The 24278-nt window shown below is 63.0% G+C and carries 20 protein-coding genes; 11 read left to right on the forward strand and 9 right to left on the reverse strand.

What is annotated here, in order from left to right:
- The first annotated feature begins 190 nt into the window (after positions 1 to 190).
- From aceA to DBIPINDM_RS10775, 3 genes are all read left to right on the forward strand, one after another.
- A complete protein-coding gene (gene aceA / locus DBIPINDM_RS10765; RefSeq protein WP_258585700.1) occupies positions 191 to 1480 on the forward strand; it encodes an isocitrate lyase in 1290 nt (429 codons plus the stop codon).
- 57 nt (positions 1481 to 1537) lie between these two features.
- Positions 1538 to 1780 carry a hypothetical protein gene (locus tag DBIPINDM_RS10770; protein ID WP_112625246.1) on the forward strand — a complete coding sequence of 81 codons (243 nt, stop codon included), beginning with the start codon at positions 1538 to 1540 and terminating at the stop codon, positions 1778 to 1780.
- 280 nt (positions 1781 to 2060) lie between these two features.
- Positions 2061 to 2465: a response regulator gene (locus DBIPINDM_RS10775; protein WP_258585701.1), complete on the forward strand. Its 405-nt coding sequence runs from the start codon at positions 2061 to 2063 to the stop codon at positions 2463 to 2465.
- A 149-nt stretch (positions 2466 to 2614) separates the two neighbouring features.
- On the opposite strand, the gene DBIPINDM_RS10780 is transcribed toward DBIPINDM_RS10775, so the two are convergent.
- A complete protein-coding gene (locus DBIPINDM_RS10780) occupies positions 2615 to 3331 on the reverse strand; it encodes an HAD family hydrolase (protein WP_258585702.1) in 717 nt (238 codons plus the stop codon).
- Between the two features lie 143 nt (positions 3332 to 3474).
- Here DBIPINDM_RS10780 and DBIPINDM_RS10785 point away from each other — a divergent pair, with 143 nt between their 5' ends.
- The 4 genes from DBIPINDM_RS10785 (at position 3475) to DBIPINDM_RS10800 (ending at position 7887) form a co-directional block, all read left to right on the forward strand.
- On the forward strand, positions 3475 to 4911 hold the full coding sequence (locus DBIPINDM_RS10785) for a glutamine synthetase family protein (RefSeq protein ID WP_258585703.1): 1437 nt from the start codon (positions 3475 to 3477) through the stop codon (positions 4909 to 4911).
- Positions 4912 to 4973: 62 nt separating this feature from the next.
- Positions 4974 to 5339 (forward strand): four helix bundle protein, encoded by a 366-nt coding sequence (locus DBIPINDM_RS10790; RefSeq protein WP_258585704.1) that lies wholly within the window; start codon positions 4974 to 4976, stop codon positions 5337 to 5339.
- A gap of 89 nt (positions 5340 to 5428) precedes the next feature.
- Entirely contained in the window at positions 5429 to 6715 is a 1287-nt protein-coding gene (locus DBIPINDM_RS10795; protein ID WP_258585705.1) for an NAD(P)/FAD-dependent oxidoreductase, read from the forward strand.
- A 290-nt stretch (positions 6716 to 7005) separates the two neighbouring features.
- Entirely contained in the window at positions 7006 to 7887 is an 882-nt protein-coding gene (locus DBIPINDM_RS10800; RefSeq protein ID WP_258585706.1) for an SH3 domain-containing protein, read from the forward strand.
- A 173-nt stretch (positions 7888 to 8060) separates the two neighbouring features.
- Here DBIPINDM_RS10800 and DBIPINDM_RS10805 read toward each other — a convergent pair whose 3' ends face one another.
- From DBIPINDM_RS10805 to DBIPINDM_RS10820, 4 genes are all read right to left on the reverse strand, one after another.
- Positions 8061 to 8387 (reverse strand): hypothetical protein, encoded by a 327-nt coding sequence (locus tag DBIPINDM_RS10805; RefSeq protein ID WP_258585707.1) that lies wholly within the window; start codon positions 8385 to 8387, stop codon positions 8061 to 8063.
- Complete coding sequence (locus tag DBIPINDM_RS10810) at positions 8384 to 9490, reverse strand: IS5 family transposase (RefSeq protein WP_258584164.1); 1107 nt, start codon at positions 9488 to 9490, stop codon at positions 8384 to 8386. Before DBIPINDM_RS10810 ends, DBIPINDM_RS10805 begins: the two co-directional genes overlap by 4 nt.
- Before the next feature lie 399 nt (positions 9491 to 9889).
- Complete coding sequence (locus DBIPINDM_RS10815) at positions 9890 to 10972, reverse strand: Mur ligase family protein (protein ID WP_258585708.1); 1083 nt, start codon at positions 10970 to 10972, stop codon at positions 9890 to 9892.
- A gap of 93 nt (positions 10973 to 11065) precedes the next feature.
- The gene (locus DBIPINDM_RS10820) at positions 11066 to 11812 is read right to left on the reverse strand and encodes an SDR family oxidoreductase (protein ID WP_258589241.1); all 747 of its coding nucleotides are present in this window, start codon (positions 11810 to 11812) and stop codon (positions 11066 to 11068) included.
- 309 nt (positions 11813 to 12121) lie between these two features.
- Between DBIPINDM_RS10820 and zwf the strand changes: the two genes are divergently transcribed.
- From zwf to edd, 3 genes are all read left to right on the forward strand, one after another.
- A complete protein-coding gene (gene zwf, locus DBIPINDM_RS10825; protein WP_258585709.1) occupies positions 12122 to 13591 on the forward strand; it encodes a glucose-6-phosphate dehydrogenase in 1470 nt (489 codons plus the stop codon).
- Positions 13573 to 14289 carry a 6-phosphogluconolactonase gene (gene pgl / locus DBIPINDM_RS10830; protein ID WP_258585710.1) on the forward strand — a complete coding sequence of 239 codons (717 nt, stop codon included), beginning with the start codon at positions 13573 to 13575 and terminating at the stop codon, positions 14287 to 14289. The genes zwf and pgl overlap by 19 nt, the downstream gene beginning before the upstream one ends.
- Positions 14290 to 14359: 70 nt before the next feature.
- Positions 14360 to 16183, forward strand: a complete 1824-nt coding sequence (edd, locus tag DBIPINDM_RS10835) for a phosphogluconate dehydratase (RefSeq protein ID WP_258585711.1) — start codon at positions 14360 to 14362, stop codon at positions 16181 to 16183.
- 64 nt (positions 16184 to 16247) lie between these two features.
- Here edd and DBIPINDM_RS10840 read toward each other — a convergent pair whose 3' ends face one another.
- The 4 genes from DBIPINDM_RS10840 to DBIPINDM_RS10855 form a co-directional block, all read right to left on the reverse strand.
- A complete protein-coding gene (locus DBIPINDM_RS10840; protein WP_258585712.1) occupies positions 16248 to 17921 on the reverse strand; it encodes a vWA domain-containing protein in 1674 nt (557 codons plus the stop codon).
- Positions 17922 to 18081: 160 nt separating this feature from the next.
- A complete protein-coding gene (locus DBIPINDM_RS10845) occupies positions 18082 to 19101 on the reverse strand; it encodes a GlxA family transcriptional regulator (RefSeq protein WP_010914105.1) in 1020 nt (339 codons plus the stop codon).
- A 7-nt stretch (positions 19102 to 19108) separates the two neighbouring features.
- Positions 19109 to 20002, reverse strand: a complete 894-nt coding sequence (gene folD, locus DBIPINDM_RS10850) for a bifunctional methylenetetrahydrofolate dehydrogenase/methenyltetrahydrofolate cyclohydrolase FolD (RefSeq protein WP_258585713.1) — start codon at positions 20000 to 20002, stop codon at positions 19109 to 19111.
- Positions 20003 to 20185: 183 nt separating this feature from the next.
- Positions 20186 to 22753 carry a GumC family protein gene (locus DBIPINDM_RS10855; protein WP_258585714.1) on the reverse strand — a complete coding sequence of 856 codons (2568 nt, stop codon included), beginning with the start codon at positions 22751 to 22753 and terminating at the stop codon, positions 20186 to 20188.
- A 199-nt stretch (positions 22754 to 22952) separates the two neighbouring features.
- On the opposite strand from DBIPINDM_RS10855, the gene DBIPINDM_RS10860 reads away from it, so the two are divergent.
- The gene (locus DBIPINDM_RS10860; RefSeq protein ID WP_258585715.1) at positions 22953 to 24248 is read left to right on the forward strand and encodes a lipopolysaccharide biosynthesis protein; all 1296 of its coding nucleotides are present in this window, start codon (positions 22953 to 22955) and stop codon (positions 24246 to 24248) included.
- Positions 24249 to 24278: the final 30 nt, after the last annotated feature.

Consider the following 24278-nt stretch of genomic DNA (forward strand, 5'->3'; position numbering starts at 1 on the left):
GCCGAACGTTTTACAATTATGACAAATTTACAGCAGCCCTCTGTCAAACACAACACAGGTTTTCTCTTATATCCGGGCATATCGCCTAATTTCTCTAGCTCATTTTGCGCCGCAATGTAAATTCAGTCACATCCCAGTGCGCCAGAAGATTGGCGCGCGGACACAGTGCAGAAATCCTTCGGAGTGACCCATGACTGATTTTTACAACCTCGTCCCCTCGGCGCCGGAAGGCCGCTTTGACGGCATCGAACGTCCCTATTCCCCTGAGGATGTGAAGCGGCTGCGCGGCTCGGTGCAGATCCGCCAGAGCCTAGCCGAAATGGGTGCCAACCGGCTGTGGAAGCTCATCCACGAGGAGGATTTCGTCAACGCGCTCGGCGCCATGTCCGGCAACCAGGCGATGCAGCAGGTGCGCGCCGGGCTGAAGGCAATCTACCTGTCGGGCTGGCAGGTCGCGGCCGACGCCAACACCGCCTCGGCGATGTATCCCGACCAGTCGCTTTATCCGGCCAATGCCGCGCCCGAGCTGGTCAAGCGCATCAACCGCACGCTGCAGCGTGCCGACCAGATCGAGACCTCCGAGGGCAATGGGCTTTCGGTCGAGACCTGGTTCGCGCCAATCGTCGCCGACGCCGAAGCCGGCTTCGGCGGACCACTCAACGCCTTCGAGATCATGAAGGCGTTCATCGAGGCGGGTGCCGCCGGCGTCCATTACGAGGACCAGCTGGCGTCGGAAAAGAAGTGCGGCCATCTCGGCGGCAAGGTGCTGATCCCGACCGCCGCGCATATCCGCAACCTCAACGCCGCGCGCCTGGCAGCGGATGTGATGGGTGCGCCGACGCTCGTCGTGGCGCGCACCGACGCCGAAGCCGCGAAGCTTCTGACATCCGATATCGACGAGCGCGACCAGCCCTTCGTCGACTATGCTGCCGGCCGTACGGTCGAAGGCTTCTACCAGGTCAGGAACGGCATCGAGCCCTGCATCGCGCGGGCTGTCGCCTATGCCCCTCACGCGGACCTGATCTGGTGCGAGACCTCGAAGCCCGACCTGGCACAGGCCAAAAAGTTCGCCGAGGGCGTGCGCAAGCACCATCCGGGCAAGCTGCTGGCCTATAATTGCTCGCCCTCGTTCAACTGGAAGAAGAATCTCGACGACGCGACGATCGCCAAGTTCCAGAGGGAACTCGGCGCCATGGGCTACAAGTTCCAGTTCATCACGCTGGCCGGCTTCCACCAGCTCAACTACGGCATGTTCGAACTGGCGCGCGGCTACAAGGCACGGCAGATGGCAGCCTATTCCGAGCTGCAGGAAGCCGAGTTCGCAGCGGAGGCCAATGGCTACACCGCGACCAAGCACCAGCGCGAAGTCGGCACCGGCTATTTCGACGCCGTGTCGATGGCGATCACCGGCGGCAAGTCGTCGACCACCGCCATGCATGAATCGACCGAGCACGCACAGTTCAAGCCGGCCGCCGAATAGCGGATCAGAAAACACCGAGGAAACGCCCAACAGGGCTTCAGACACAGGAGAAGACCAATGGCATCGATTAGCCGCGTCAAGGAACGGGCCGAAGAACAATCGACCACGATGAGCGTCGACCAGCAGGCGACGATCCGCATGCTCGCCAACGACCTGCACAGGCTGAACCAGTCGGTGATGAAGGCGGTCGAGGCCGGCGTCTCGGTGGAGCTCGTGCGCTCGGCGAGACACCATGGCGGCGACGGCAATTGGGGCGATCTGCTGATCCCGGTGATCGTCACACAGCAGCGCCATGGCTGACCGGAAATCGTTGCAACCGACCGTTCACCTGCGCAGCGTATGCGCAGGTGAATTTTATTTTTACGCAACCAATCCATGGACAGGGCAGTACAGTACTGTTGCTTGACTCCACTGTCGGAGGAGGTGTTTCCAAAGGCCTTTTATTTCAACTTGACATGGGGGGCGATCTCACGCCAATTGTCGGCCAGATTCAACTCTGCATTGAAATAGGGGCGAGCTTCTTGGCCGACTTGGGTGCCCAGTGAGTAGCGAGGGCGAGACCGCAAAACATCCGAATCTGGTGACCCAGGATTCAAGCGCCGAGACGACCCGCAGTCCCTCGCAAGTGCTTGTTGTCGGGAAATCGCCGATCAATCGCGTGGTGGTGTCGAAGATCGTCGAGCGATCAGGGCTCAAGCCAATCTCGGAATCGCCCGATATGGCGGCGAAAACCTTGCGCACGCTGGTGCCAGGCGTGATTGTGCTGGACGGCGGCGCAGACAACAAGGACTGCGACAGCCTGATGTCCGGCATCGAAACGTTGCGGCGGGCTTCGGGCAAATCGCTTCCTCCCGTCATCCTGCTTTCAACCAAGACCGGCACGCCGGAGAGCCTTGGCCTGTCGAGCGTGATTGACGTGGTGGTCGCCAAGCCGATCACGCCCGAGCGGCTGCAACCGGTGATCGATCGCCTGATCAGCCGCTAGGGCAATTCCAGGAAAAGTGTGAGCGGTTTTCCGTCTGGAATTGCGTCAGAACAAAGAGTTAGAGCGGTTCGCCGTTTCCATGAAACGGTGAAACGCTCTAACGGTTTTTTCCGTCCGCAATTACTCGGAATAGAAACTGAAAGCTGCGATCAAGCTGGGTTCTTGATACTTTCGACCAGTTCGGGCAATTGCCCGAGATCGGCTATCTGGCGGAATCGCGGCTCGGCGACTGGCGCCTCGACATGTTCGAGCACCCAGGTCAGTTCGTGCGGCACATGGACACCCCAGCCACCGGCTTCGATGGCCGGCACCACGTCCGACTTCAGCGAATTGCCGACCATCATGCGCTTTGCGGGACCATCGCCGTGGCGGCTGAAGAGGCGCGCATAGGTCGCGGCATTCTTGTCGCTGACGATCTCAACCGCATCGAACAGGTCGCCGAGGCCGGAGCCAGCCAGCTTGCGCTCCTGGTCGAAGAGGTCGCCCTTGGTGATCAGCACAAGGCGGTATGCGCCGGCGAGTTTCTCCACCGTCTCACGCACATGCGGCAGGACCTCGATCGGGTGGCTCAGCATCTCGCGGCCGGCGTCGAGAATCTCCACTATGACCGAAGCCGGCACCCGCCCGTCGGTCACCTCGATCGCCGTCTCGATCATCGACAGCGTAAATCCCTTGATGCCGAAGCCATAGACGGCAAGGTTGCGTCGTTCGGCCTCGAGCAATCGCGCCGAAATCTGTTTCTCCTCGCCATGGTCGGCAAGCATGGCGGCGAAGCGTCTCTCCGTCATGCGGAAGAACTGCTCGTTCTGCCAAAGCGTGTCGTCGGCGTCGAAGCCGATGGTCGTCAGTTCGTTGTTGTTTCGCATCGATGCCTTCCGGGTTGGGAGCCGCCCGAACCTAAGCCGACCGGCGCGATTTTCAACCGCGGCGGCAAATGCCGGCGGCGGCTCCCCTTCCCTTCCACAGGGGGGCACGGCTATACTCCGAAATCCGCAACCCAATCTGGTGAATGATGCCGCCTGCAAAAAAGGAAGTCCGTCCGTCGAGCCGCGGAGGACGGGCGCGCACGCCTGCCTTCGTGAAAAACCTGCGTGGTGTGAAGAACTGGAAGGAAGTCAGCGAATGGCTGCAATGGCGCGGCATCGAGGACATCGAATGCATCACGCCTGATCAGGCTGGCGTGGCACGCGGCAAGATGATGCCGTCGAAGAAATTCACCTCCAACACCTCGCTGGCACTGCCTTCGGCCGTCTTCATGACGACGATTTCCGGCGGCTATCCCGAAGACGGCAACGGCTTCCACTATCCTGAGGACGACGGCGACCTCAAGCTGATGCCGGACCTGTCGACGCTGACGGTGGTGCCCTGGGAAGAAGACCCGACGGCCGCCGTCATCTGCGACCTCGTCCACCAGGACGGCCGCTCGGTCGAGTTCACGCCGCGCAATGTGTTGAAGCGCGTGCTTGCCGCCTATGACAAGCTCGGGCTGAAGCCGGTTGTGGCGCCCGAGATCGAATTCTACCTGGTGCGCAAGAATCCGGACCCGGACTATCCGCTCACCCCGCCTGTCGGCCGCTCGGGGCGCGCAATCGGCGGCGGCGCCGGCTATTCGATCGCCGGCGTCAACGAGTTCGATGAACTGATCGACGACATCTACCATTTCTCCGAAAGCCAGGGCCTGGAGATCGACACGCTCATCCATGAAGAGGGCGCAGGCCAGCTCGAGATCAATCTGCGCCATGGCGACCCGATCGAGCTCGCCGACCAGGTGTTCATGTTCAAGCGCACCATTCGTGAAGCCGCGCTCAAGCATGAGATCTACGCGACCTTCATGGCCAAGCCGATCCAGGGTCAGCCGGGTTCGGCCATGCATATCCATCAGTCGATCGTCGACAAGAAGACAGGCAGGAACATCTTTTCCGCCGAGGACGGCTCGGAGACCGAGGAGTTCTTCCATTTCATCGGTGGCATGCAGAAGCATGTGCCCAACGCCCTGGTAATGTTCGCGCCTTACGTCAATTCCTACCGCAGGCTGACGCAGGCGGCCTCGGCTCCGGTCAACAACAAATGGGGCTATGACAACCGCACCACGGCGTTCCGCGTGCCGCGTTCGGATCCCGCGGCGCGGCGTGTCGAAAACCGCATCCCCTCCTCCGACGCCAATCCCTATCTGGCGCTGGCGGCCTCACTTGCCTGCGGACTGATCGGCATCACCAGGAAGATCAAGGCCGAACCTCCGGTGCTGACGACCGCCAATGCGCACGAGATCGACCTGCCGCGCAGCCTGCTCGAAGCCGTCGACCTGTTCGAGGGCGACGAGGAACTCTGCGCGCTGCTGGGCAAGTCCTTCGCCGCCACCTATGCGGCGATCAAGCGGGCGGAATTCGAGACGTTCATGGAAGTGATCAGTCCGTGGGAGCGGGAGTATTTGTTGCTGAATGTTTAGGGGAATAGGGGAGTAAGGCAGTAGGGCAGTAGGGCAGTAGGGCAGTAGGGGGGCGGCTGACGATGTCGAAGATCGAATCGTACAGAGATTTGATCGTCTGGCAGCAGGCCATGGACCTAGTTGTATCAATCTACGAAGCGACACGAGCCTGGCCGAAAGAAGAGATCTATGGATTGACAGCTCAATTACGCAGGGCAGCCACTTCCGTACCTGCCAACATCGCCGAGGGTTATGGGCGAGAGAGCCGAGCCTCCTATCAACAATTTCTAAGGATCGCGCTGGGATCGCTCAAAGAGTTGGAAACCCATCTGCTGATCGCGCAACGCGTCGGAATTACGTCCCATGAGGTAGCCAAACCATTGATGGCCCAGAGTGAGAGCGTGGGAACGCTCTTGCGGCTTCTGATCCGCAAATTGTCGCCTGAATAGTTCTACCTACTGCCCTACTGCCCTACTGCCCTACTGCCCTACTGCCCTACTGCCCTACTGCCCTACTGCCCTACTGCCCTGTGAGCATCATGCCCTACCAATCCCCCATTTCCCCCGGCCGTTCCTGGTACGAAGACACGGCTGGGCCGCGTCCCGAGTATCCGGCGCTTGACGGCGACAGGACCTGCGACGTCGTCATCATCGGCGGAGGCTTCACCGGGCTGTCGGCGGCAACACATCTGGCCAAGGCTGGAACGAATGTCGTTTTGATCGAGGCGCATCGCTTCGGCGACGGCGCTTCGGGGCGTAATGGCGGGCAGCTTGGCACCGGGCAGCGCGCCTGGGCCGAGGACCTGGAGGCGGAATACGGTCTGTCCCGCGCCAAGGCGCTGTTCGATCTCGCCGAGGAGGCGAAGGCGCATCTCATCGAATTCGCCGCCATCAATCAGATCGATATCGACTATATGCCGGGTCAGCTCTCGGTGGCGCACAAGCCGCGCTATGTCGACGACTACAAGGCGCATGCCGAGATCATGGCCAGCCGTTTCTCCTATCCGCACATCTCCTTCATGGATGCCAAGGAGACGGCGGAGCGGCTGGGCTCGACCGCCTATTTCGGCGGCACGCGCGACACCGGCACCGGCCACATCCATCCGATGAAGCTGGTGATCGGCACGGCGCGCGTGGCGGCGCAGGCCGGCGCGCAGCTGTTTGAAGGAACGCCATCGACGGGCATCATTTCAGCAGGCGGCAAAGTCAAGGTTTCGACGCCAAGAGGCACGGTGACGGCCCAAAAGTGCCTGATCGCGGTCAATGCCTATGGTGGTACGCTTGAGCCGGTGAGTGCGGCGCACATCATGCCGATCGGCTCCTTCATCGGTGCGACGGTGCCTTTGGGGACAGATTCGAAAGTGCTGCCCGGCGGCGAGTCCGTCGATGATTCCCGTTTCGTGGTGCGCTATTTCCGCAAGTCGAGGGACGGCCGGCTGCTGTTCGGCGGACGCGAGGTCTATGGCGTCAATGACCCCAAGGACATCCACATCCATATCCGCCGCCAGATCGTGGAACTCTATCCGGCATTGAAGGATATCGAGATCACCCATGGCTGGGGCGGCTATGTCGGCATCACCGTGCCGAGGAAACCGTTCGTGCGCGAAGTGATGCCGAATGTGATCTCGGCCGGCGGCTATTCCGGCCACGGCGTCATGCTGTCGAACTTCTTCGGCAAGCTTTACGCCGAAACAATTGCCGGCAACCGCTACCGGCTGAAGCTGATCGAGGATTTGAAAATTCCGCCATTTCCCGGCGGCCGCCGCTTCCGCGCGCCGCTGCTATTCCTGGCGCTCAACTGGTTCGCGCTGCGTGACAGGATCTAGGCGACATCGGATCGCCACGATCCCACACCATCACGACCTGATGTAATATTGTAATATCATTGTAACATTTGTTGCCCTAGCGGCACATTGCGGAAATGCCGGCAAAGGCGCAGAATCCCTTATAAAGGCGTACTGATGCCACAATCGCGGGCGAAAGGTTCCCGCTTCTGGGCGATTATTCGGGGATTGCTGCGGGCTGGCCCGCGTTGATTTTGGGACCGATGCCGATCAGACGCCGGACTTCCGGCAGCGATCGAAAGAACATTGGCCCGCTTATGGAGGTGGCAAGAGTGAGAGAGCCCTTCAGTTTCGGTGCGCCGGAACGTCGGCGCTTTGCCATGCAGTTTGGATACGACATGCGGCCGTCCTTCTGGCAGGAAGTCCGTTCGAACTCGCATCTGGTGATTGCCGCGGTCGGTACCGCCGCGCTGCTCGGCGTGGCCGCAGTGGCGCTCTGGCTGGCACTGCCGACGAGCGAGCGGCAGGCAGCCGCCAGCCAGGAACAAAGCATTCCGACCATTCCGGTGAAGACAATGAAGATCGTCCCTGCCGGAACCACGGTGGCCGCGGCGACGGTGCCGCAGCCTGCCCGCAAGTCCAGCCAGGTTTCACCGACCGTGGCGGCAGCGAAAGCAAACATACAAGCGCTTGCGGCCAATGACCCTCGCTGGACCGGGGCACAGCCGAAGGCCGCTTCCGCGGCCCCTGATGCCGATCAAGCAGCAGCACCCAACCAAGTGGCCAACCAGGCTGAGCCGGCGCCGGAAAAACCGGCTACCACGGCGGCATTCGCACAATCGGCGACCGATACCGATGCCACCGCAGAACTTGCCAAGGTTGCCGGGCCGGCGCCGGCGGCCGGCAGCAATCCGGATGGCGCGCAGACCGCGGCCATCCCGGAGGTACAGCCGCAAACACCCGAACAACAGCCGGCGGCGACCGATGATGGCAGCAAGGCCAAGGCCAAGCCGCGCAAAGTGGCGGCGGCCGGCAATGGGCGCATCCTGAGAGCGGTGACAATGCGCAGTGGCCCGAAGAAGAACGCAGCCGCGATCGCCACGGTGCCGGCAAGGACATCGGTGCAGGTGATGAGCTGCAAGCAATGGTGCCAGATCGTCTACAACGGCAAGACCGGCTGGATCTACAAGAGCTACATCAAGACCGGCGCCTGATGTGCCGGAGCATTTGCGGCTGAAGCCGGCCTCGCCGCCGAGACCGGCTTAGAGCAATTCACCGTTTCACGGAAACGGCGAACCGCTCTAACTCTTTGTTTTGACGCAATTCCCTAGGGAAAGCGCTACGCGCTTTTCCCGGGAAAACCGTTCACACTTTTCCTGGAATTGCTCTAGCAGGCTGTTGAAGAAGTGCACTTGCGAGCGACGAAGTCAGCTTCGTCGCCGCCATGGAAGCAGATTTGTCCGTTGATGGAGCCGTCTGGTTGGATTTCAGCCCATCCAGTGCCTTGGGCCTCGTCCATTTCGTCATTGCCTTGCCAGGAGAAGGCGACATTGCTGCCATCGCCCGCGCCGAATATCTGACCAGTGACGCAGCCGAAGGCGAATTCACCGGAGCCATCGGCCGCGAACTCAATGTAGGCGGGCTCCATCATATCGCGATAGTCCTCGACGTAGTCGGGCATCGCGACAATCCGCCAGCGGCCGGTGAGGCTCATGCCGGCGCCGCCAGCAGCTTGGGCAAGCGGATCAGATTGTAAGCCGCCAGGTTCAGGGTGAAGGCCGCGCCCACACGGGCGCATCCTCGCAGCTTGACCTTGGCCATACCCGCCGAGGCCTTGATCCAGCCAAACACTTCTTCGATCCGCTTGCGGCAGCGCTGGCTGACCGCATAGCCGGCATGGGAGCGCGTGCGACCATCGATCGCCGTCACGCGAGGCTTGCCGGTTTTGCTCAGATGGCCGTCGATGGCGATGTGCGGCGTGATCTTGCGCTCGCGCAGATCCCTGATGAAAGCGCGCACGTCATAGGCCTTGTCGGCACCCAGTGTGATGCGCCGCCGCGACGGTCTGCGGTCCAACATGGCGAGCGCGGCATCACGCTCGCTCGTGCCCGTGGCCTGGGTGATGCCGCCATCGACCGCCAGCCCATGGCGGTTCTCCATCAGCGCATGCCCCATGTAGCAGAGCTTCGCCGGCTGCCCGTCGCCCTTCTTGTAGAGCCGCGCCTGCGGGTCGCTCGTGCTCTGGTGTGTGTCGTTGGAGCGCTTCTCCTTATGAAAGCCGCGCTCGGCATTGCGCTCCGCTCCATCTGGACCGTTGTCGTCTCCGTCCTTGCGGCGGAAACTCTTGATCGAAGCCCAGGCCTCGATCAGCGTCCCGTCCACCGAGAAGTGATCCGACGACAAAAGCCGCTTCACCTTTGGCTGCGCCAGCACAGCGCGCAGAAACTTTGCCGCGATCTCACCTTCCAACAGCCGATCCCGGTTCTTGGTGAAGCTCGAATGATCCCAGGCCGGATCGTCAACGCCAAGCCCCACGAACCAGCGAAACAGGAGATCGAACTCCATCCGCTCCATCAACTGGCGCTCCGAGCGAATGCCGTAGAAGGCCTGCAGCAGCATCGCACGCAGCAAACGTTCCGGTGCGATCGACGGACGGCCGAGCCCGGGCGGATAAAGCACCGCAAAATCGCCATCCATCGCGACAAGAGCCGCGTTAACGATCTCCCGTATCACCCGCAACGGATGGTCTCGGCGAACCCGCGCCTCAAGGTCGACATACGAAAACAGAGAACCTGTCCGTTCGTCTAAGCCGCGCATCCACAAATCCCCAAATCATCCGGGGAGAAGTGAATCACGCTCAAATCAACCGCGCCAGTACTTCTTCAACAGCCTGCTAGTGCATGTTGCCCAAAAGTGACCTCGGTTTGGGAGAACGGCATGCAAGAACAAAGACCTGAAGCACGTCGCGTATGAACCCGTTTCGACACGACGCGCTTTATGTCGACCCGCCACCGAACAAGCGCCGCAACCGCTGCCACCTTCTGGCGCGCCTGCGTTGCCTGACATGGTCGCCGTGCTGCTCGAACGGCACTTCATAGAGGCCGCACGTGTCGCAGCCCTCGCGCTTGCCGCAGACGGGAATCCAGCATTTGACGTCATGCGTCCAGGCGAGCGCGATGCGCTCCAAGTGGAAGTTTGAAGAGCTTTTGACGAGTATCAGTTCCCCCGGCACCGCCGTGCGCTTGATGTGGTCGGAGACTTCCTTCGGCGAACGAAGCTCGACAAACAAGCCGCTGTCGCGGTCAGGCTGCCCGGCCCCGAGCGATGTGCATTGTCACCGGTATAGATCACCTGATCGGCGATCGCCCGCGCGGTTTTGTAGGCGTAGGCGTATTTCCTGGTCGAGCCGGAATAGTCCGAGATCTGACCAAGCACGATGCGCTTTCGATCGACAGTGGCCTTGGCCACCACATCCAAGGCAAGGTCAATCGAGTGCCACGGCGCCTTGGCGGCATCGATGATGAAGTGCGGACCACCGTCGGTGACAAGCACGGCGCAGCGATTGGCCAATGGCTGGAAAGTCGCCACCTGGGCGGCAACCTTGTCCGGGGGAACGCCGAGTTCGAGCGCCGTCGCGACCGCAGCGGCGGTCGGCAGCCAGAAATGTTCGCCTGGAAACGGCGTCTTGAGTTCAAGCACGCCGCCACGCCAGTGGATCGAAAGCGTCAGCCGATGCGGATAGGCGGCGTGGATGTCGGTGACACGATAGTCGGCCCGTTCTGCGGTGCCGAAGCTGACGACACGGCATCCGGTGCCGGCAGCCATGCCGGCTACGTGGGGATCGTCGGCATTGAGGACCGCAAGGCCGTCCGGCCGCAGCGCTTCGACCAAGGCGCGTTTTTCCCTGGCAACATTCTCCACGGTCCTGAAACTGGCAAAATGCTCAAGGCGAACCATGGTGACGACAGCCACATGCGGCTGCAGCATTTCCGCCACTGGCCGCAGCGTATCGACGCCGAAGGCCCCGGCTTCGAAAACGACGTAGTCGACCTCACCCGCTTGCTGCATGCGCTTGTAGAGCGTGCTGACCAGCGAGTTGATGGTGTTGGCGAGCACGCGTGCATAGGTTGGCCGATGGGCGGCCAATATGTGTCCAAGCAGCGCCGTGACGGTCGATTTTCCCGAACTGCCGGTGACGCCGATGAAGGTCGCCTTGCTTTTCGCCCGGGCGCGCCTGGCCCTGTAGACCTTGACGCGACGCTGCAGATCTTCGCGAACCTTCCGCACTCTCGCGTTCATCGCGCCCCCTTACCTCAGAAACACTAGGCCATGGGAACCTCAAGTCAAATTGAGTCGTGGTCGAACCGACCGGCGTTACAATGACGATGCGCCTCAGATGCAGCGGCCGCCATCGACCTCCAGCGCCACGCCCGTGATGAAGGCGGCTTCATCCGATGCCAGCCAGAGTGCGGCATTGGCGATATCGAGCGGCGTCGAAAGCCGGCCGAGCGGGATCGAGGCACGGAATGTCTCGCGGATCTCAGGCGTGTCGGCGCCCATGAATTTCTCCAGCATGCCGGTTTCGCCGGCGACCGGGCAGAGGCAGTTGACACGGATGTTCTTCGGCGCGAGCTCCACCGCCATCGACTTGGTGGCGGTGATCGCCCAGCCTTTCGAGGCGTTGTACCAGGTGAGGCCGGGCCGTGGCCTGAGCCCCGCGGTGGAGGCCGTGGTCAGGATGACGCCGCCGCCTTGCCGCTCCATGATCGGCACCACGGCAAGGGCCGCGTGATAGATTGCCTTCATGTTGACAGCGGTGATCAGGTCGAAAGTCTCCTCGTCGACCTTGAGCATGTCGCCGTTGCGATGGGTGAAGCCGGCATTGTTGACAATGATGTCGATGCGGCCGAAGGCGTTTTTTGCGGCATAGACCATCTCGTCGAATTCGGAGCGCAGCGAAACATCCGTCTGCGTCCAGATCGCCGCCTCGCCGATCTCATTCGCGACGCGTTCCGCGCCCTTGGCATTGAGGTCCGCGACCACCACGCGCGCGCCTTCTTCGGCGAAGCGCTTGGCCATGCCTTCACCGAACCCGGATGCCGCGCCGGTGATGATGGCGACCTTGTTTTCCAGACGCATGCTTTTCCCGCTCATTGATGTCTTCCCGGAGCCAACAAGGCAGCTGACCGCCGTGGCCCATGCCGCGACAGACAACGCGCCATTTCTCCCTTAGCTTTCGTCACATTCGCGTTCTATGCTGCAACTGCGAAAGCTTCCGGAGTCTTCGTTCACCGACAAGCCTCCGGCAAGCGCCAGTGTCAAGCGCACAGGTGGACCCAATCAATATCCAGCGATTGGTCCTCGATGTGACACCATGGCACTGGAAAATTTAAATCGATTAGAATATATCAGCCGCGTACTCGCGACCGGCGTCAAAGCGGACAGACCATGACCAGCCAGATCATTCCCGTCGACCCTTTCGACTTCATCATTTTCGGCGGCACCGGCGACCTGTCGGAACGCAAGCTTCTGCCGTCGCTCTACTACCGTCAGCGTGACCATCAATTCTCGGAGCCGACACGCATCATCGGCACGTCGCGCTCGAAGATGAGCGACGAGGAATTCCGGGCCTTCGCCAGCCAGGCGATTTCCGATCACGTCAAGCCGGCCGATATCGACGCCAAGGACCTGAAGACCTTCCTGGCGCGGCTTTCCTATGTCTCGGCCGATGCGACGACCGGCGCCGGCTTCGACAAGCTCAAGAAGGCGATCGGCGAGAGCGAGAGCATCCGCGCCTTCTACCTGGCGGTGGCGCCGGCGCTGTTCGGCGATATCTCGCACAAGCTCAAAGAGCACAAGCTGATCACGCCGAACTCGCGCATCGTGCTGGAGAAGCCGATCGGCCGCGACCTTGCCTCGGCGCGGGCGCTCAACGATCTGGTCGGCGACGATTTCCACGAAAGCCAGATCTTCCGCATCGACCATTATCTCGGCAAGGAGACGGTGCAGAACCTGATGGCGCTGCGCTTTGCCAATGCGCTCTATGAGCCGCTGTGGAACTCCGCCCATATCGACCACGTGCAGATCACGGTCGCCGAGACCGTCGGCCTTGAAGACCGCGTCACCTATTACGACAAGGCAGGCGCGCTGCGCGACATGGTGCAGAACCACATGCTGCAGCTGCTCTGCCTCGTCGCGATGGAGGCGCCGTCGTCGATGGACGCCGACGCCGTGCGCGACGAGAAGCTGAAAGTGCTGCGGGCACTGAAGCGCATCAACGGCAACGAGGCGCCGAAGCACACAGTGCGCGGCCAGTACCGCGCCGGAGCCTCCGCCGGCGGGCCGGTGAAAGGCTATGTCGAGGAGCTCGGCAAGGACAGCAACACCGAGACCTTCGTCGCCATCAAGGCCGAGATCGGCACCTGGCGCTGGGCGGGCGTTCCGTTCTACCTCAGGACCGGCAAGCGGCTGGCGACCCGGGTTTCGGAAATCGTCATCGAGTTCAAGCCGATCCCGCATTCGATCTTCGGCGACAGCGCCGGGCCGATCTTCGCCAACCAGTTGGTCATCCGGCTGCAGCCCGACGAAGGCGTCAAGCAGTTCATCATGATCAAGGATCCGGGCCCGGGCGGCATGCGGCTGCGCCAGATCTCGCTCGACATGAGCTTCGCGCAATCCTTCGACGGCCGTGCGCCCGACGCCTATGAACGGCTGATCATGGATGTCATCCGTGGCAACCAGACGCTGTTCATGCGCCGTGACGAGGTGGAGGCGGCGTGGAAATGGATCGACCCGATCCAGAATGCCTGGGAAGGCGCCAAGCAGGAAGCGCAGGGTTATACGGCAGGCACCTGGGGGCCGTCGGCCTCGATAGCACTGATCGAACGTGACGGGCGGACATGGCACGAGAGCAATTGACCAGCGCCAGCTACAACTGGAACGCTTTCCCCGACCGTCCGCAACTGGCGGCGGCGCTGGCCGCCCGCGTCGCCGATCGCCTGACCAAGGCAATCGCCGAGCGCGGCACGGCCGTGCTGGCCGTCTCCGGCGGCACGACGCCGGCAAAGTTCTTTGCCGCGCTCTCAGCGCTGCCGATTGCCTGGGACAGAGTGATCGTGACGCTGGTCGACGAGCGTTTCGTGCCCGCCTCCTCGCCGCGTTCCAATGCCGGGCTGGTGGCCGCCAATCTGTTGCAGAACGCGGCCAAGGCGGCACGCTTCGTGCCGCTCTACCATGAGGCATCCGGTATCGAGGATGCGGCGGCATCCGACGATGCCGCACTGCGCTCCCTGCCCTGGCCGCTCGATGTCGTGGTGCTCGGCATGGGGCCGGACGGCCACACCGCCTCGTTCTTTCCCGATGCCGACGACCTGGCAAAGCTGCTCGACCCGGCCTCGGACAGGATCATCCTGCCGGTTCATGCGGCCAGCGCGGGCGAGCCACGGCTGACCCTGACGCTGGCGCGCATCATCGATGCCGGCTTCATCGCGCTGCACATAGAGGGCGAGGACAAGCGCACCGCCTTTGACGGTGCGGTTGCGCCCGGGCCGCGAAAGCCGATCCGTGCCGTGCTGGACGCCGCACCCAGGTCCATAGAGGTTTTCTGGGCGCCGTGATTTTACATTTAGTGGTCCCGGCAATTGCGGGAGGATGTTTCCGGGACCTCACCTGAAAGGACCGACCGCCATGACCGCAAGACGCGACATCGAAGCCATCACGGAGCGCATCCGCCAACGCTCGAAGGCGGGCCGCGAACGCTATCTCGGCCGCATCGCCGAAGCGTCGAACCAGACTGCCAACCGCTCGGTGCTGTCCTGCGGCAACCTCGCCCACGGCTTTGCGGTGTGCAGCCCCTCGGAAAAGCTGGCGCTCGGCGCCGACAAGGTGCCCAATCTCGGCATCATCACCTCCTACAACGACATGCTGTCAGCGCATCAGCCGTTCGAGACCTACCCTGCCCTGATCAAGGAGGCCGCCCGCGAAGCCGGCGGCATCGCCCAGGTGGCCGGTGGCGTGCCGGCGATGTGCGACGGCGTCACGCAGGGCCAGCCCGGCATGGAGCTGTCGCTGTTTTCGCGCGACGTGATCGCCATGGCGGCAGCGATCGGCTTGTCGCACAACATGTTCGACGCCGCCGTCTATCTCGGCGTCTGCGACAAGATCGTGCCGGGGCTGGTGATCGCGGCACTCACCTTCGGCCATCTGCCGGCGGTGTTCATCCCTGCCGGGCCGATGACGACAGGCCTGCCCAACGATGAAAAGGCCAAGGTCCGGCAGCTCTATGCCGAGGGCAAGGCAGGGCGCGCCGAACTCTTGGAAGCCGAGTCCAAATCCTACCATGGGCCGGGCACCTGCACCTTCTACGGCACAGCCAACTCCAACCAGATGCTGATGGAGATCATGGGCCTGCACACGCCGGGCGCCTCCTTCGTCAATCCCGGCACGCCGTTGCGCGAAGCCTTGACCCGCGAGGCAACGAAGCAGGCGCTGGCGATCACCGCGCTCGGCAATGCTTATACGCCGGTCGGGCGCATGATCGACGAGCGCTCGATCGTCAACGGCGTCGTCGGCCTGCACGCGACCGGCGGCTCGACCAACCACACCATCCACCTGATCGCCATGGCGGCGGCAGCCGGCATCGCCCTGACCTGGCAGGACATTTCCGACCTGTCGGAAGCCGTGCCGCTCTTGGCGCGCGTCTACCCGAACGGCCTTGCCGACGTGAACCATTTCCATGCCGCCGGCGGGCTCGGCTTCCTGATCCGCGAACTGCTGGACGAAGGCGTCCTGCACGAGGATGTGCAGACGGTGTGGGGCGAAGGCCTGCGGCCTTATGCGGTCGAGGCAAAGCTCGGCGCCGACGGCAGCGTGGTGCGTGAGGCCGTCCCGCTCCAAAGCGGCGACGAAAAGGTGCTGGCGCCGTTCAACAAGGCGTTCCAGCCGACGGGCGGCCTGAAGGTGCTGGCGGGCAATCTCGGCCATGCCGTCATCAAGACCTCGGCCGTCAAACCGGAACGGCGCCTCATCGAGGCACCGGCCAAGGTGTTCGACAGCCAGCAGGGCCTGAACGACGCGTTCAAGGCGGGCACGCTCACCGGTGATTTCATCGCCGTCATCCGCTTCCAGGGTCCGAAGGCCAACGGCATGCCGGAACTGCACAAGCTGACCACCGTGCTCGGCATCCTGCAGGATCGCGGCCAGCGCGTGGCACTTGTCACCGACGGGCGCATGTCTGGCGCCTCCGGCAAGGTGCCGGCGGCGATCCATGTGACGCCGGAAGCGGTCGAGGACGGGCCGATCGCCCGGATCCATGACGGCGACATCATCCGCCTCGACGCCGATGCCGGCACGCTGGAAGTGCTGGTGCCGGGGACGGAGTTCGCGCTGCGCCGCACTGCCGAAGCCGATCTCATCGGCAACGAGTTCGGCTTCGGCCGCGAGCTTTTCGCCGGCTTCCGGCAGTTGGTGGGCCGTGCCGACCATGGCGCCAGCGCCTTCGGAACGGCTTGAGCTTTCTGGTTTCCAAATGAAAAGGGCGGCCTTGAGCCGCCCTCTTCCATTGTCTGGCTGGATTCTACTGGACTTTAAGCTCGCTCCGCTCGCCGGCCTTGACCGTGAAGGGTGTTTCCTTGTCGGCCTTGTCGGTGGTGAAATTGGTCACGAGCACGTAGTCGCCCGCCGCCAGCGTGGTCTGCATCTTCTCTCCATAGGCGTAGGTCACCTGCTTGCGCTCGCCCTGGATGTTCTTCTTGGCTTCAAAGATCTTGAAGCCGTCAGCGCCTGGCGCGTCCACCGCCAGGACACCCGCGTTCAGCGTCACGTTGACATCGGTCATCTGCCCGACCGTCACGCTGAAGGGCTGTTCCGTGGACACGGCCTGCACATCGACGCCCATCACATAGTCGCCCGGAGGCAGATCGAACTGGCTGTCGGGGCCGTAGGCGTAGGTCACCTGATCGCGGGTGCCGTCGAGCTTCTTGGCGGCCTTGTACACCTTCCAACCCACATCGGTTTCGGCCTTCTCCCCGCCCTGGGTGTAGAAGGCGTTGGCCTTGGCCTTGCCGACACCGACGATGATGTCCTTGTCGACGACCTGGCCGGCGACAAGCTGCATGGTTTCGCTCGCCTCACCGGCTCCCAGTTTCACGGTGACCTTGGTCTCGCCGGCCGGGACGACGAACTTGACCTCGCCGTAATTGCTGTCCGACGTGCCGCCGGGATAGGCAATGCTGATCTGCGCATTCCGGTCGACATCGGCGCCGGGCGCCGGCCGCGCGTGGATGGAGAGCTCCGCGGCGTTCAGGTTGAGCGCCAGCTCTGTTGCCTTGTCCGCCGTCAGCGAAACCTTCTGCTCGGCCTTGGCGCCGCCACTGGTGGCAACGACGATGTAGTTGCCAGCGGGAACGTGGAACTTGATAGCGTTGTAACCGTAGTTGACATTGTCTCCACCGACACCCTTTGCATCGTCCTTGAAGACTTCATAGTAGACGTCGATCTTCGGCACCTCGCCGCCCTCTTTCAAGAACGCTTGCGGGATAAGATTGTAGTCGACCTCGGCCGCTTTCGGCGCGGGCGCCGGTGCGGGTTCGGGAGCCGGGGCTGGTGCCGGCGCAGGGGCTGGTGCCGGCGCAGCCACGGTCTCAACCAGCGCTTCCTGCAGCGCCTTCTCGTCTGAGGCCTGTATGTACTTGCCGCCGGTGTTGTCGGCGAGGCAGGCAATCTGCTTGCCTTCGTCAGCGGTCAGGCCGAAGCCGACGACGTCGGCCGTGAAATCGACGCCGGACGCCTCGAGTTCCTTGCCGAGCGCACAGGGGTCGCCACCGCAAGTCTCAAGCCCGTCGGTGATGAGGACGACGGTCGCCTTGTCCTCGGTGTATTTCAGCGCTTCGGCCGCCTGCTTGACGGCCGCCGTCAGCGGCGTCTTGCCGAGGAATTTCAGACTGTCGGCGGCATCGGTGATGGCGCTTGCCGAGCCCGCCTGGGGCGGCACGATCAGCTGGATATCGTCGCAGCTGCCCTTTTCGCGATGACCATAGGCCATGAAGCCGATCTCGTCGTCGGCGGGAACGGATTGAAGCACGGTTCTCAACGACTCCCGGGCGATTTCGAGCTTGGGCTTGCCGTCGATCTGCGCCCACATCGAGCCGGAAGCGTCGAGAATGATGATGACCTTGTTTGCGGCAAAGCCGAACGTCGTCATCGACAAAAGGAGGATCGCCGCAGCGACGCTCCGTGCAAGTCCCACCATCGAAATCTCCTGAGTAGCCGCCCCGCCTGCTGCCCAAAACTATTTGAGCGCGTGTCGGGACACAAGCCCGGACGCAACCCTCTCGCTCAGGCGCCAACCGGTGGAGCAGGCCTGAAGCCTTCGTGCTCGACGATGGCACGGTATCGGGCATCCAAGCGGCTCAGTAGGTGGTGCGGCGCTCTTCCGAGGGCGGCCTGCCAAACTGCAGCCGGTAGCTCTGGGCGAAATAGGAATGCGAGGTGAAGCCGGTCGCGATCGCCACATCGAGGATCGGCATGTTGGTCTGGCGCAGCAATTCGCGCGCCCGCTCCAGCCGCAACCGCATGTAATAGCGGCCAGGCGTGACATTGAGGTGGCGCAGGAACAGGCGCTCCACCTGACGCACCGAAAGGCCGGCCGACTTGGCGAGCTGCACCGCCGACAGCGGTTCGTCGAGATGGTCGGCCATCAGTTCGACGATGCGCCTGAGCTTCTCCGACTTGCCGGTCAGGTCGCGTTCCGGCCCGACGCGCTGGCGGTCGCCCGCCGAGCGGATGCGCTCGTGCTGGAACTGGTTGGCGACACCATTGGCGAGATTCGAGCCGAAATCGCCGCGCACGATCTCCAGCATCAGGTCGATCGAGGTGGTGCCGCCGGCGCAGGTGTAGCGCTTGCGGTCGATCTCGAAGACATTGCCGGTGCAGTTGATGTCGGGGAAGCGCTCCATGAAGCCGGCGCGGTTTTCCCAATGGATGGTGCAGCGGTAGCCGTCGAGTTGCCCCGCCTCGGCCAGCAAGTAGGAACCGACCGACAGCGCACCGAGCGCGTTGCCGCGCCGGCCCCAGCTGCGCAGCGCCGCCAGCACCTTGCTCTTGCCGGGGAATTCCGTCGTCAGGCCGACCGAGACGAAGAGGATGTCGACCGGCGGCAGGTCGGCGACGGCATAGTCGATCTTGAGCGGCAGACCGTTGGACGCCATCACCGGATCGCCATCGGCCGACACCGTGGTCCAGCCATAGAAATCGCGGCCGAGCAGACGGTTCGCCGAACGGAACGTGTCGATGGCGGCGGCCAGCGAGAACATGGAAAACTTGTCGACCAGCAGGAAGGCGAACTGCCGGCCACCTTGGACGGGATCAGTCGTGACCGGCCGTTCCGGGGAAATGGTGGGGTTCGGCAAAACTGGCGCTTTCAGGGTCAACCCAGGCTCAGAAGGAGGGCCGCTTCAATCCGGCCGCAAGGTAGGCAGAAGCTAACGTATTGGCCATCAGCATGGCAATGGTCATCGGCCCGACGCCGCCGGGCACCGGCGTGATGGCGCCGGCTTCCTTGGCCGCCTCGGCATAGGCGACATCGCCGACGAGGCGCGATTTGCCCTCGCCCTTCTCGGGTGCGGGAATGCGGTTGATGCCGACATCGATGACGGTGGCGCCAGGCTTGACCCAATCCCCCTTGATCATTTCCGGCCGGCCGACGGCGGCGACAAGAATGTCGGCGGTGCGGGCAAGCGCCGGCAGGTCTTTTGTACGGCTGTGGGCGATGGTGACGGTGCAGTTGGCGGCAAGCAGCAGGTTGGCCATCGGCTTGCCGACGATGTTGGAGCGGCCGACGACGACGGCGTTGAGGCCGGACAGATCCTTGCCGCGCACGCGCTCGATCAGCAGCATCGAGCCGGCCGGCGTGCAGGGAACAAAGGCGGTGTCGAGTTCGCCGGTACCGAGCTTGCCGACATTGATGAAATGGAACCCGTCGACGTCCTTCTCTGGTGCGATCGTCTGGATGATCTTGCCGGCATCGATATGGGCGGGAAGCGGCAACTGAACCAGAATGCCGTTGATTGCCGGATCGGCGTTAAGGTCGCCGATGATCTTGAGCAGTGCCTCCTCGGAGGTCTCCGCCGGCAGCGTGTGCTGGAGCGAATGAAAGCCGCATTCCTTGGCGGTGCGCGACTTGGAAGCGACATAGACCTGGCTTGCCGGATCCTCGCCGACGATGACGACGGCCAGACCAGGCTTGGCCTTGGCGACCAGCTCGGCGGTCAGGGTCTTGACCGTCCGCACCACATCCTCGGCAACGCTCTTTCCGTCAATCACTTCGGCCATGAACCATCCTCAACACTGTTTCGCCCAACGCCGCTTTCGGGAATAGAATGCCGCGGCGGCGGCACCATGCAGCGCGGCATTGTCACGAAAATTCCAGTACGCAATCCCGCCAAAGCGCCGTCCCATGCCGTTTACGCGAAAACCGGGATGGTTTTGTTCGGCCTCGGCAATGTATCTTGTGGCTCAGAAGTAGCGGCGGCGGGAGCGGCTCTCGGTGAGTTCGCGGACCGCCTCGCGGAATTCGCGCAGGCTGGCGCGAATTTCCTCGATCGGCGCCTGTTCGGCGCTTTCCTCTACCGGCGAAGGCTCACCCGGTGGCTGGGCTGGATAGGCCGATGGTTGCGGCGGAGCGGGCTGCTGATATGGCACATGCCCGGCATAGGGCGCCATGGCCTGTGTATAGGGGGAACCTGCCGGCGGCTGCGGCTGCCAAGGCTGCATCTGCGGATAGCCCGCCTGCTGTGCAGGGGGATAGGGCGGCGGAGCCGGATAAATGGGCGGCGGCATCAGGGGCGACCGCGACGGCGGCCCCATCGGCCCCGAATAAGTGGCATCGAAGGCTGGCGGGAAAGGCGGCCGCGCATAGCCCGACGGCCGAGGCATGAAGGCGGAATCCGGGTTCGGGACGCCGGAGGATATGGCAGCGTCCGCCGGCTGCGTGTTTCCACTAAAGGCGGCGAACTCGTCGTTGTCCGCCTCTGTGGAGGGCTTGCGGGACAAGGCATTGCGCAGCTTCGCCATGAGCACGGCGATACGCCCGGGCCGTTCGACGGGAGCGGCTTCGGCCTGTGCCAAGGGCGGTGGTGATGCAGGCGGCAGCGATGCAGGTGGCGGAGGCGGAGGCACCGGCGCTGCCGGCATTGGTGGCGCAGGCGGCGGCGCGGCACGGAATGCCTGCTCCTCAAGAGGCGCCTTGCGGTCGCGGCGCGAGCGCGAGTTCGCTGTCTCGCGCAGGCTCTCGTAGGCCCCACGCATGGCGCCAAGGCCAACGCCAGAGGCAAAGCCGAGCAGCAGGCCGGCAAGTGCCATCAAGGCTCGCGACGGCCCCTTGGCCTCGAGCGGCGCAAAAGCCTTGGAGATCACGTTCATATTGGCGGTGTTGATGTCTTTCTGCTCGCCGGTCTCCTTGGCGCGCAGCAGATATTGTTCGTAGACGGAGCGCTTGGCGGCGGCCTCGCGCTCCAGTTCACGCATCGACACCAGATCGTTGTTGACGTCGCCGCTGCGGACCTTGAGCTGGGCAAGGCGGGAGGAGAGATCCTGCTCGAGCTGGACAGCGCGTTTCAGATCGACCTGCAGCGAGGAGGCGATGCGGCGCAATTCGCCAGCGATGCGGTCGCGCGCGCCGGCGATCTGTGCGTTGAGCGCCTGGAGTTCAGGATGGCGCGGGCCAAGCCGGATGGCGGCACGGTCGGCCTCCTGCTTGAGCGTGGCATATTGCGAGCGCAGATCGCTCATCGTGTTGGAGTTGATCTCTTCCGGCAAGGTCCCGGAGAGAACTGAATTGACGTCGATCGAGCGCGCCGAAGCCGCCCTCGCATTCAGCTCCAGCGTGCGGGCGCGGGCAACCGAGAGCTGTTCGTTGAGCTTCAGCATCTCGTCGTCGCTGATCAAATGGCCCTGTGCGTCGACAAGATCATGCGAGGCCCTGAACTCCTCGACCTTGCGCTCGGCCACCTCGACGCCCTTGCGCAGTTCATCGAGCCTTGCCGTCAGTTCATCGGTTGCGCGGCCGGCCGTATCCGACTGGATCTGACCAAAGGTCTGCAGGAACACGTCCGTCATCGTGTTGGCGATGAGAGCCGATTTCTCGCCATTCTGCGTGATCGCACTGACGGTGATGACGAAAGTCTTGCCACCGCGCTCGACCGAGAGGCTTTCGGCCAGATTGCCGACGGCAAGCGCGCGCCGGCGAACCTCGTCGGCGCCGCTCGGGCCATCCTGGTGCGGAAGAATCGAGCGAATGAGAGACCGGATGCCGAGGCCGCCGGCACCCTGGCCGTTGAATTCCGGATCGTTGGCCAGGTTGAGCTTGTCGACGACCTTGTTCAAGACCGTGCCGGAGGTCAGCACCCTGACCTGGTTTTCGACGATGGCGAGCGTGGCGTCGGAGGCGACCACATTCTGGGTGAGGTCGCGGTCGGTGAGCTTGAGGTCGCGCGGATCGACGATCAGTTCGGCGGTGGCTTCATATTTTTTCGGCGTCGACAGCGCGATGGCGATGCCGAGTCCGGCACCTATCAGCGTCGTCGTGATGATCAGCAGCTTCGACCTGGCAATGCCGCGCACCACCTGCATCGGATCGATCAGCGGCTTCCACTGCTGATCATCCCTGCGATCGCTAAAGGACGCATTCGCTTCGCCCCCATAGCGGGATCCAGAGGTCTCATGAGACCGAGCACTGCCGGACGGTTCTTCAGCGGCCGACCGTGCGTACGGCGTGGCCGGCGGCAGATCGCTGGTGCCGGTGTCGTCCTGCGAGCGCCAGGCGTCGTCCTGTGTAGCCGCTTCCGGCTGCTCATCCGACTGGAATCGTTCTGTTCCGGCGGCAGCGGATGGCGTTGGGTTCGTCCGCGCCTCACGCCGGGAGCGGGCAAGGCGATGGCGCGTGGCGGCATCCTCGCGCCAGGCCGAATCCGCCCGGTCCCCTATCGAGACCAGGGACGCGTCATCCTCACCGCGCATGGCCTGGCCGAGCGCCAGCAATGAACGCTCGCGCCTCCAGTCTTCACGGTTTTCCCTGTCGACCATTGTCTTGGAGCTTCACTCTTTGGCCGCTTGGCAGCGGCGGTCGGCTATTCGTTAAGTCACGCTAAACAAGCATAGGAAACAAAAGGTTAATTTTGGCAGGCCGGCGTGTAAGCTTTTCATAACCTCAAGTGCTGGAATTTCAGCGCATCCGGGCCTCAAAACGGCACGTTAAGCTTTGCCGCCTATGGCTTCCCCAGACATGACCGAAGCTCGCGGCATACCGCAAAGGCGCACTTTCGCCCGGATCGGCACTTTCGTGGCCGAGCGACGGGGGCTGGTGCGCGACTATTTTTCTGCGATCAGCGGCGCCGGCGGGCGACTGGTGTTTTCACTCGCCTATTTCATCGCGCTCGCCAACACGCTGTCCATCTCCGAATTCGGCATGTTCGCCACCGCTTCGGCGGCCGGCGTGATGCTGTCGCGGATCCTGGCCTTCGGTTTTATCTCGGCGCTCTATCGCACCGCCACCATCCGCCCCAACCTGATCGGCACCTTCACCGCCGGCTTCCTGCTGCTCGGCATCGTCTCGCTGCCGCTGCTGGCCGCGGCCTCGTTCGGCGTCTACCTGATCTTCTTCGCTGGCACCGTGCCGCTGTCGGTGTTTTCGGCGATCGTCTTTGCCGAAGCATTGTTGTGGCGGCCGGTGGAGGTGGCCCTGATCGTCAACAACGGGTTGGGCAAGTTCGGCCGTGCGGCCGTACTGGCGATCCTGGCGACGGCGCTGCGGGCGCTTGGCGCGGTGTTGTTCATGGTCTCGGCGCAGCACAGCATCTGGGTGTGGTCGTGGTTCTATATCGGTGCCAACGCCGCCTCGTTGCTTCTGGCTTTCGGCTGGTTCTATCCGCGCCAAAGGTTGCGGCTGCGCATCGAACTTTATCTCAGGCGGCTTGCCGATTCCCTCTACGTTGCCGGCGCCGAAATCCTGTTCTACCTGCAATCGGAATTCGACAAGCTGCTGGTGCTGGCGATCGGCGGCCCGCATCTGGCCGGTATCTATGCCATCATCATGCGGCTGGTCGACCTGACCGCGATCCCGATCCGCACCTTCTCGATGATGCTGGTGCAGCGCATGATGCGCGCGCCGGACCTGTTGTCGCGGCTGACGGTCAAGAGCGGCATAGAGGGCGGCGTTTTCCTCGTTTCGACGCTGGCGCTGCTGGCACTTGGCATCGTGCTGCATTTCTTCCCCAACGCGCTCGGCAGGAATGTCTCCGAGGCCGCACCGCTGGTGGCGCTGGCGATCTGCGTTCCGGGCTTGCGCAATCTGGTCGAATACCAGGCCGAGCTTCTCTTCGCGCGCGGCCAGACGCTGGTGCGGGCGCTCAATCTCGGTCTGCTCGCCGCATTGAAGGCGCTGCTGCTGACCTATGTGCTGACGACCATCTCCGATACGTCGAAGCTGGTTCTGTCACTCAACATCGTCTTCCTGCTGCTCTATCTCGCCTCGATGCTGCTGACTTATTCGGCAATGCGCAAGCCGGCGAAGGCGATCTGAATTCAGGTGAGGCCGGCCTGACCTGGATTC

Source organism: Mesorhizobium sp. AR02, assembly GCF_024746835.1.
GTDB lineage: Bacteria > Pseudomonadota > Alphaproteobacteria > Rhizobiales > Rhizobiaceae > Mesorhizobium.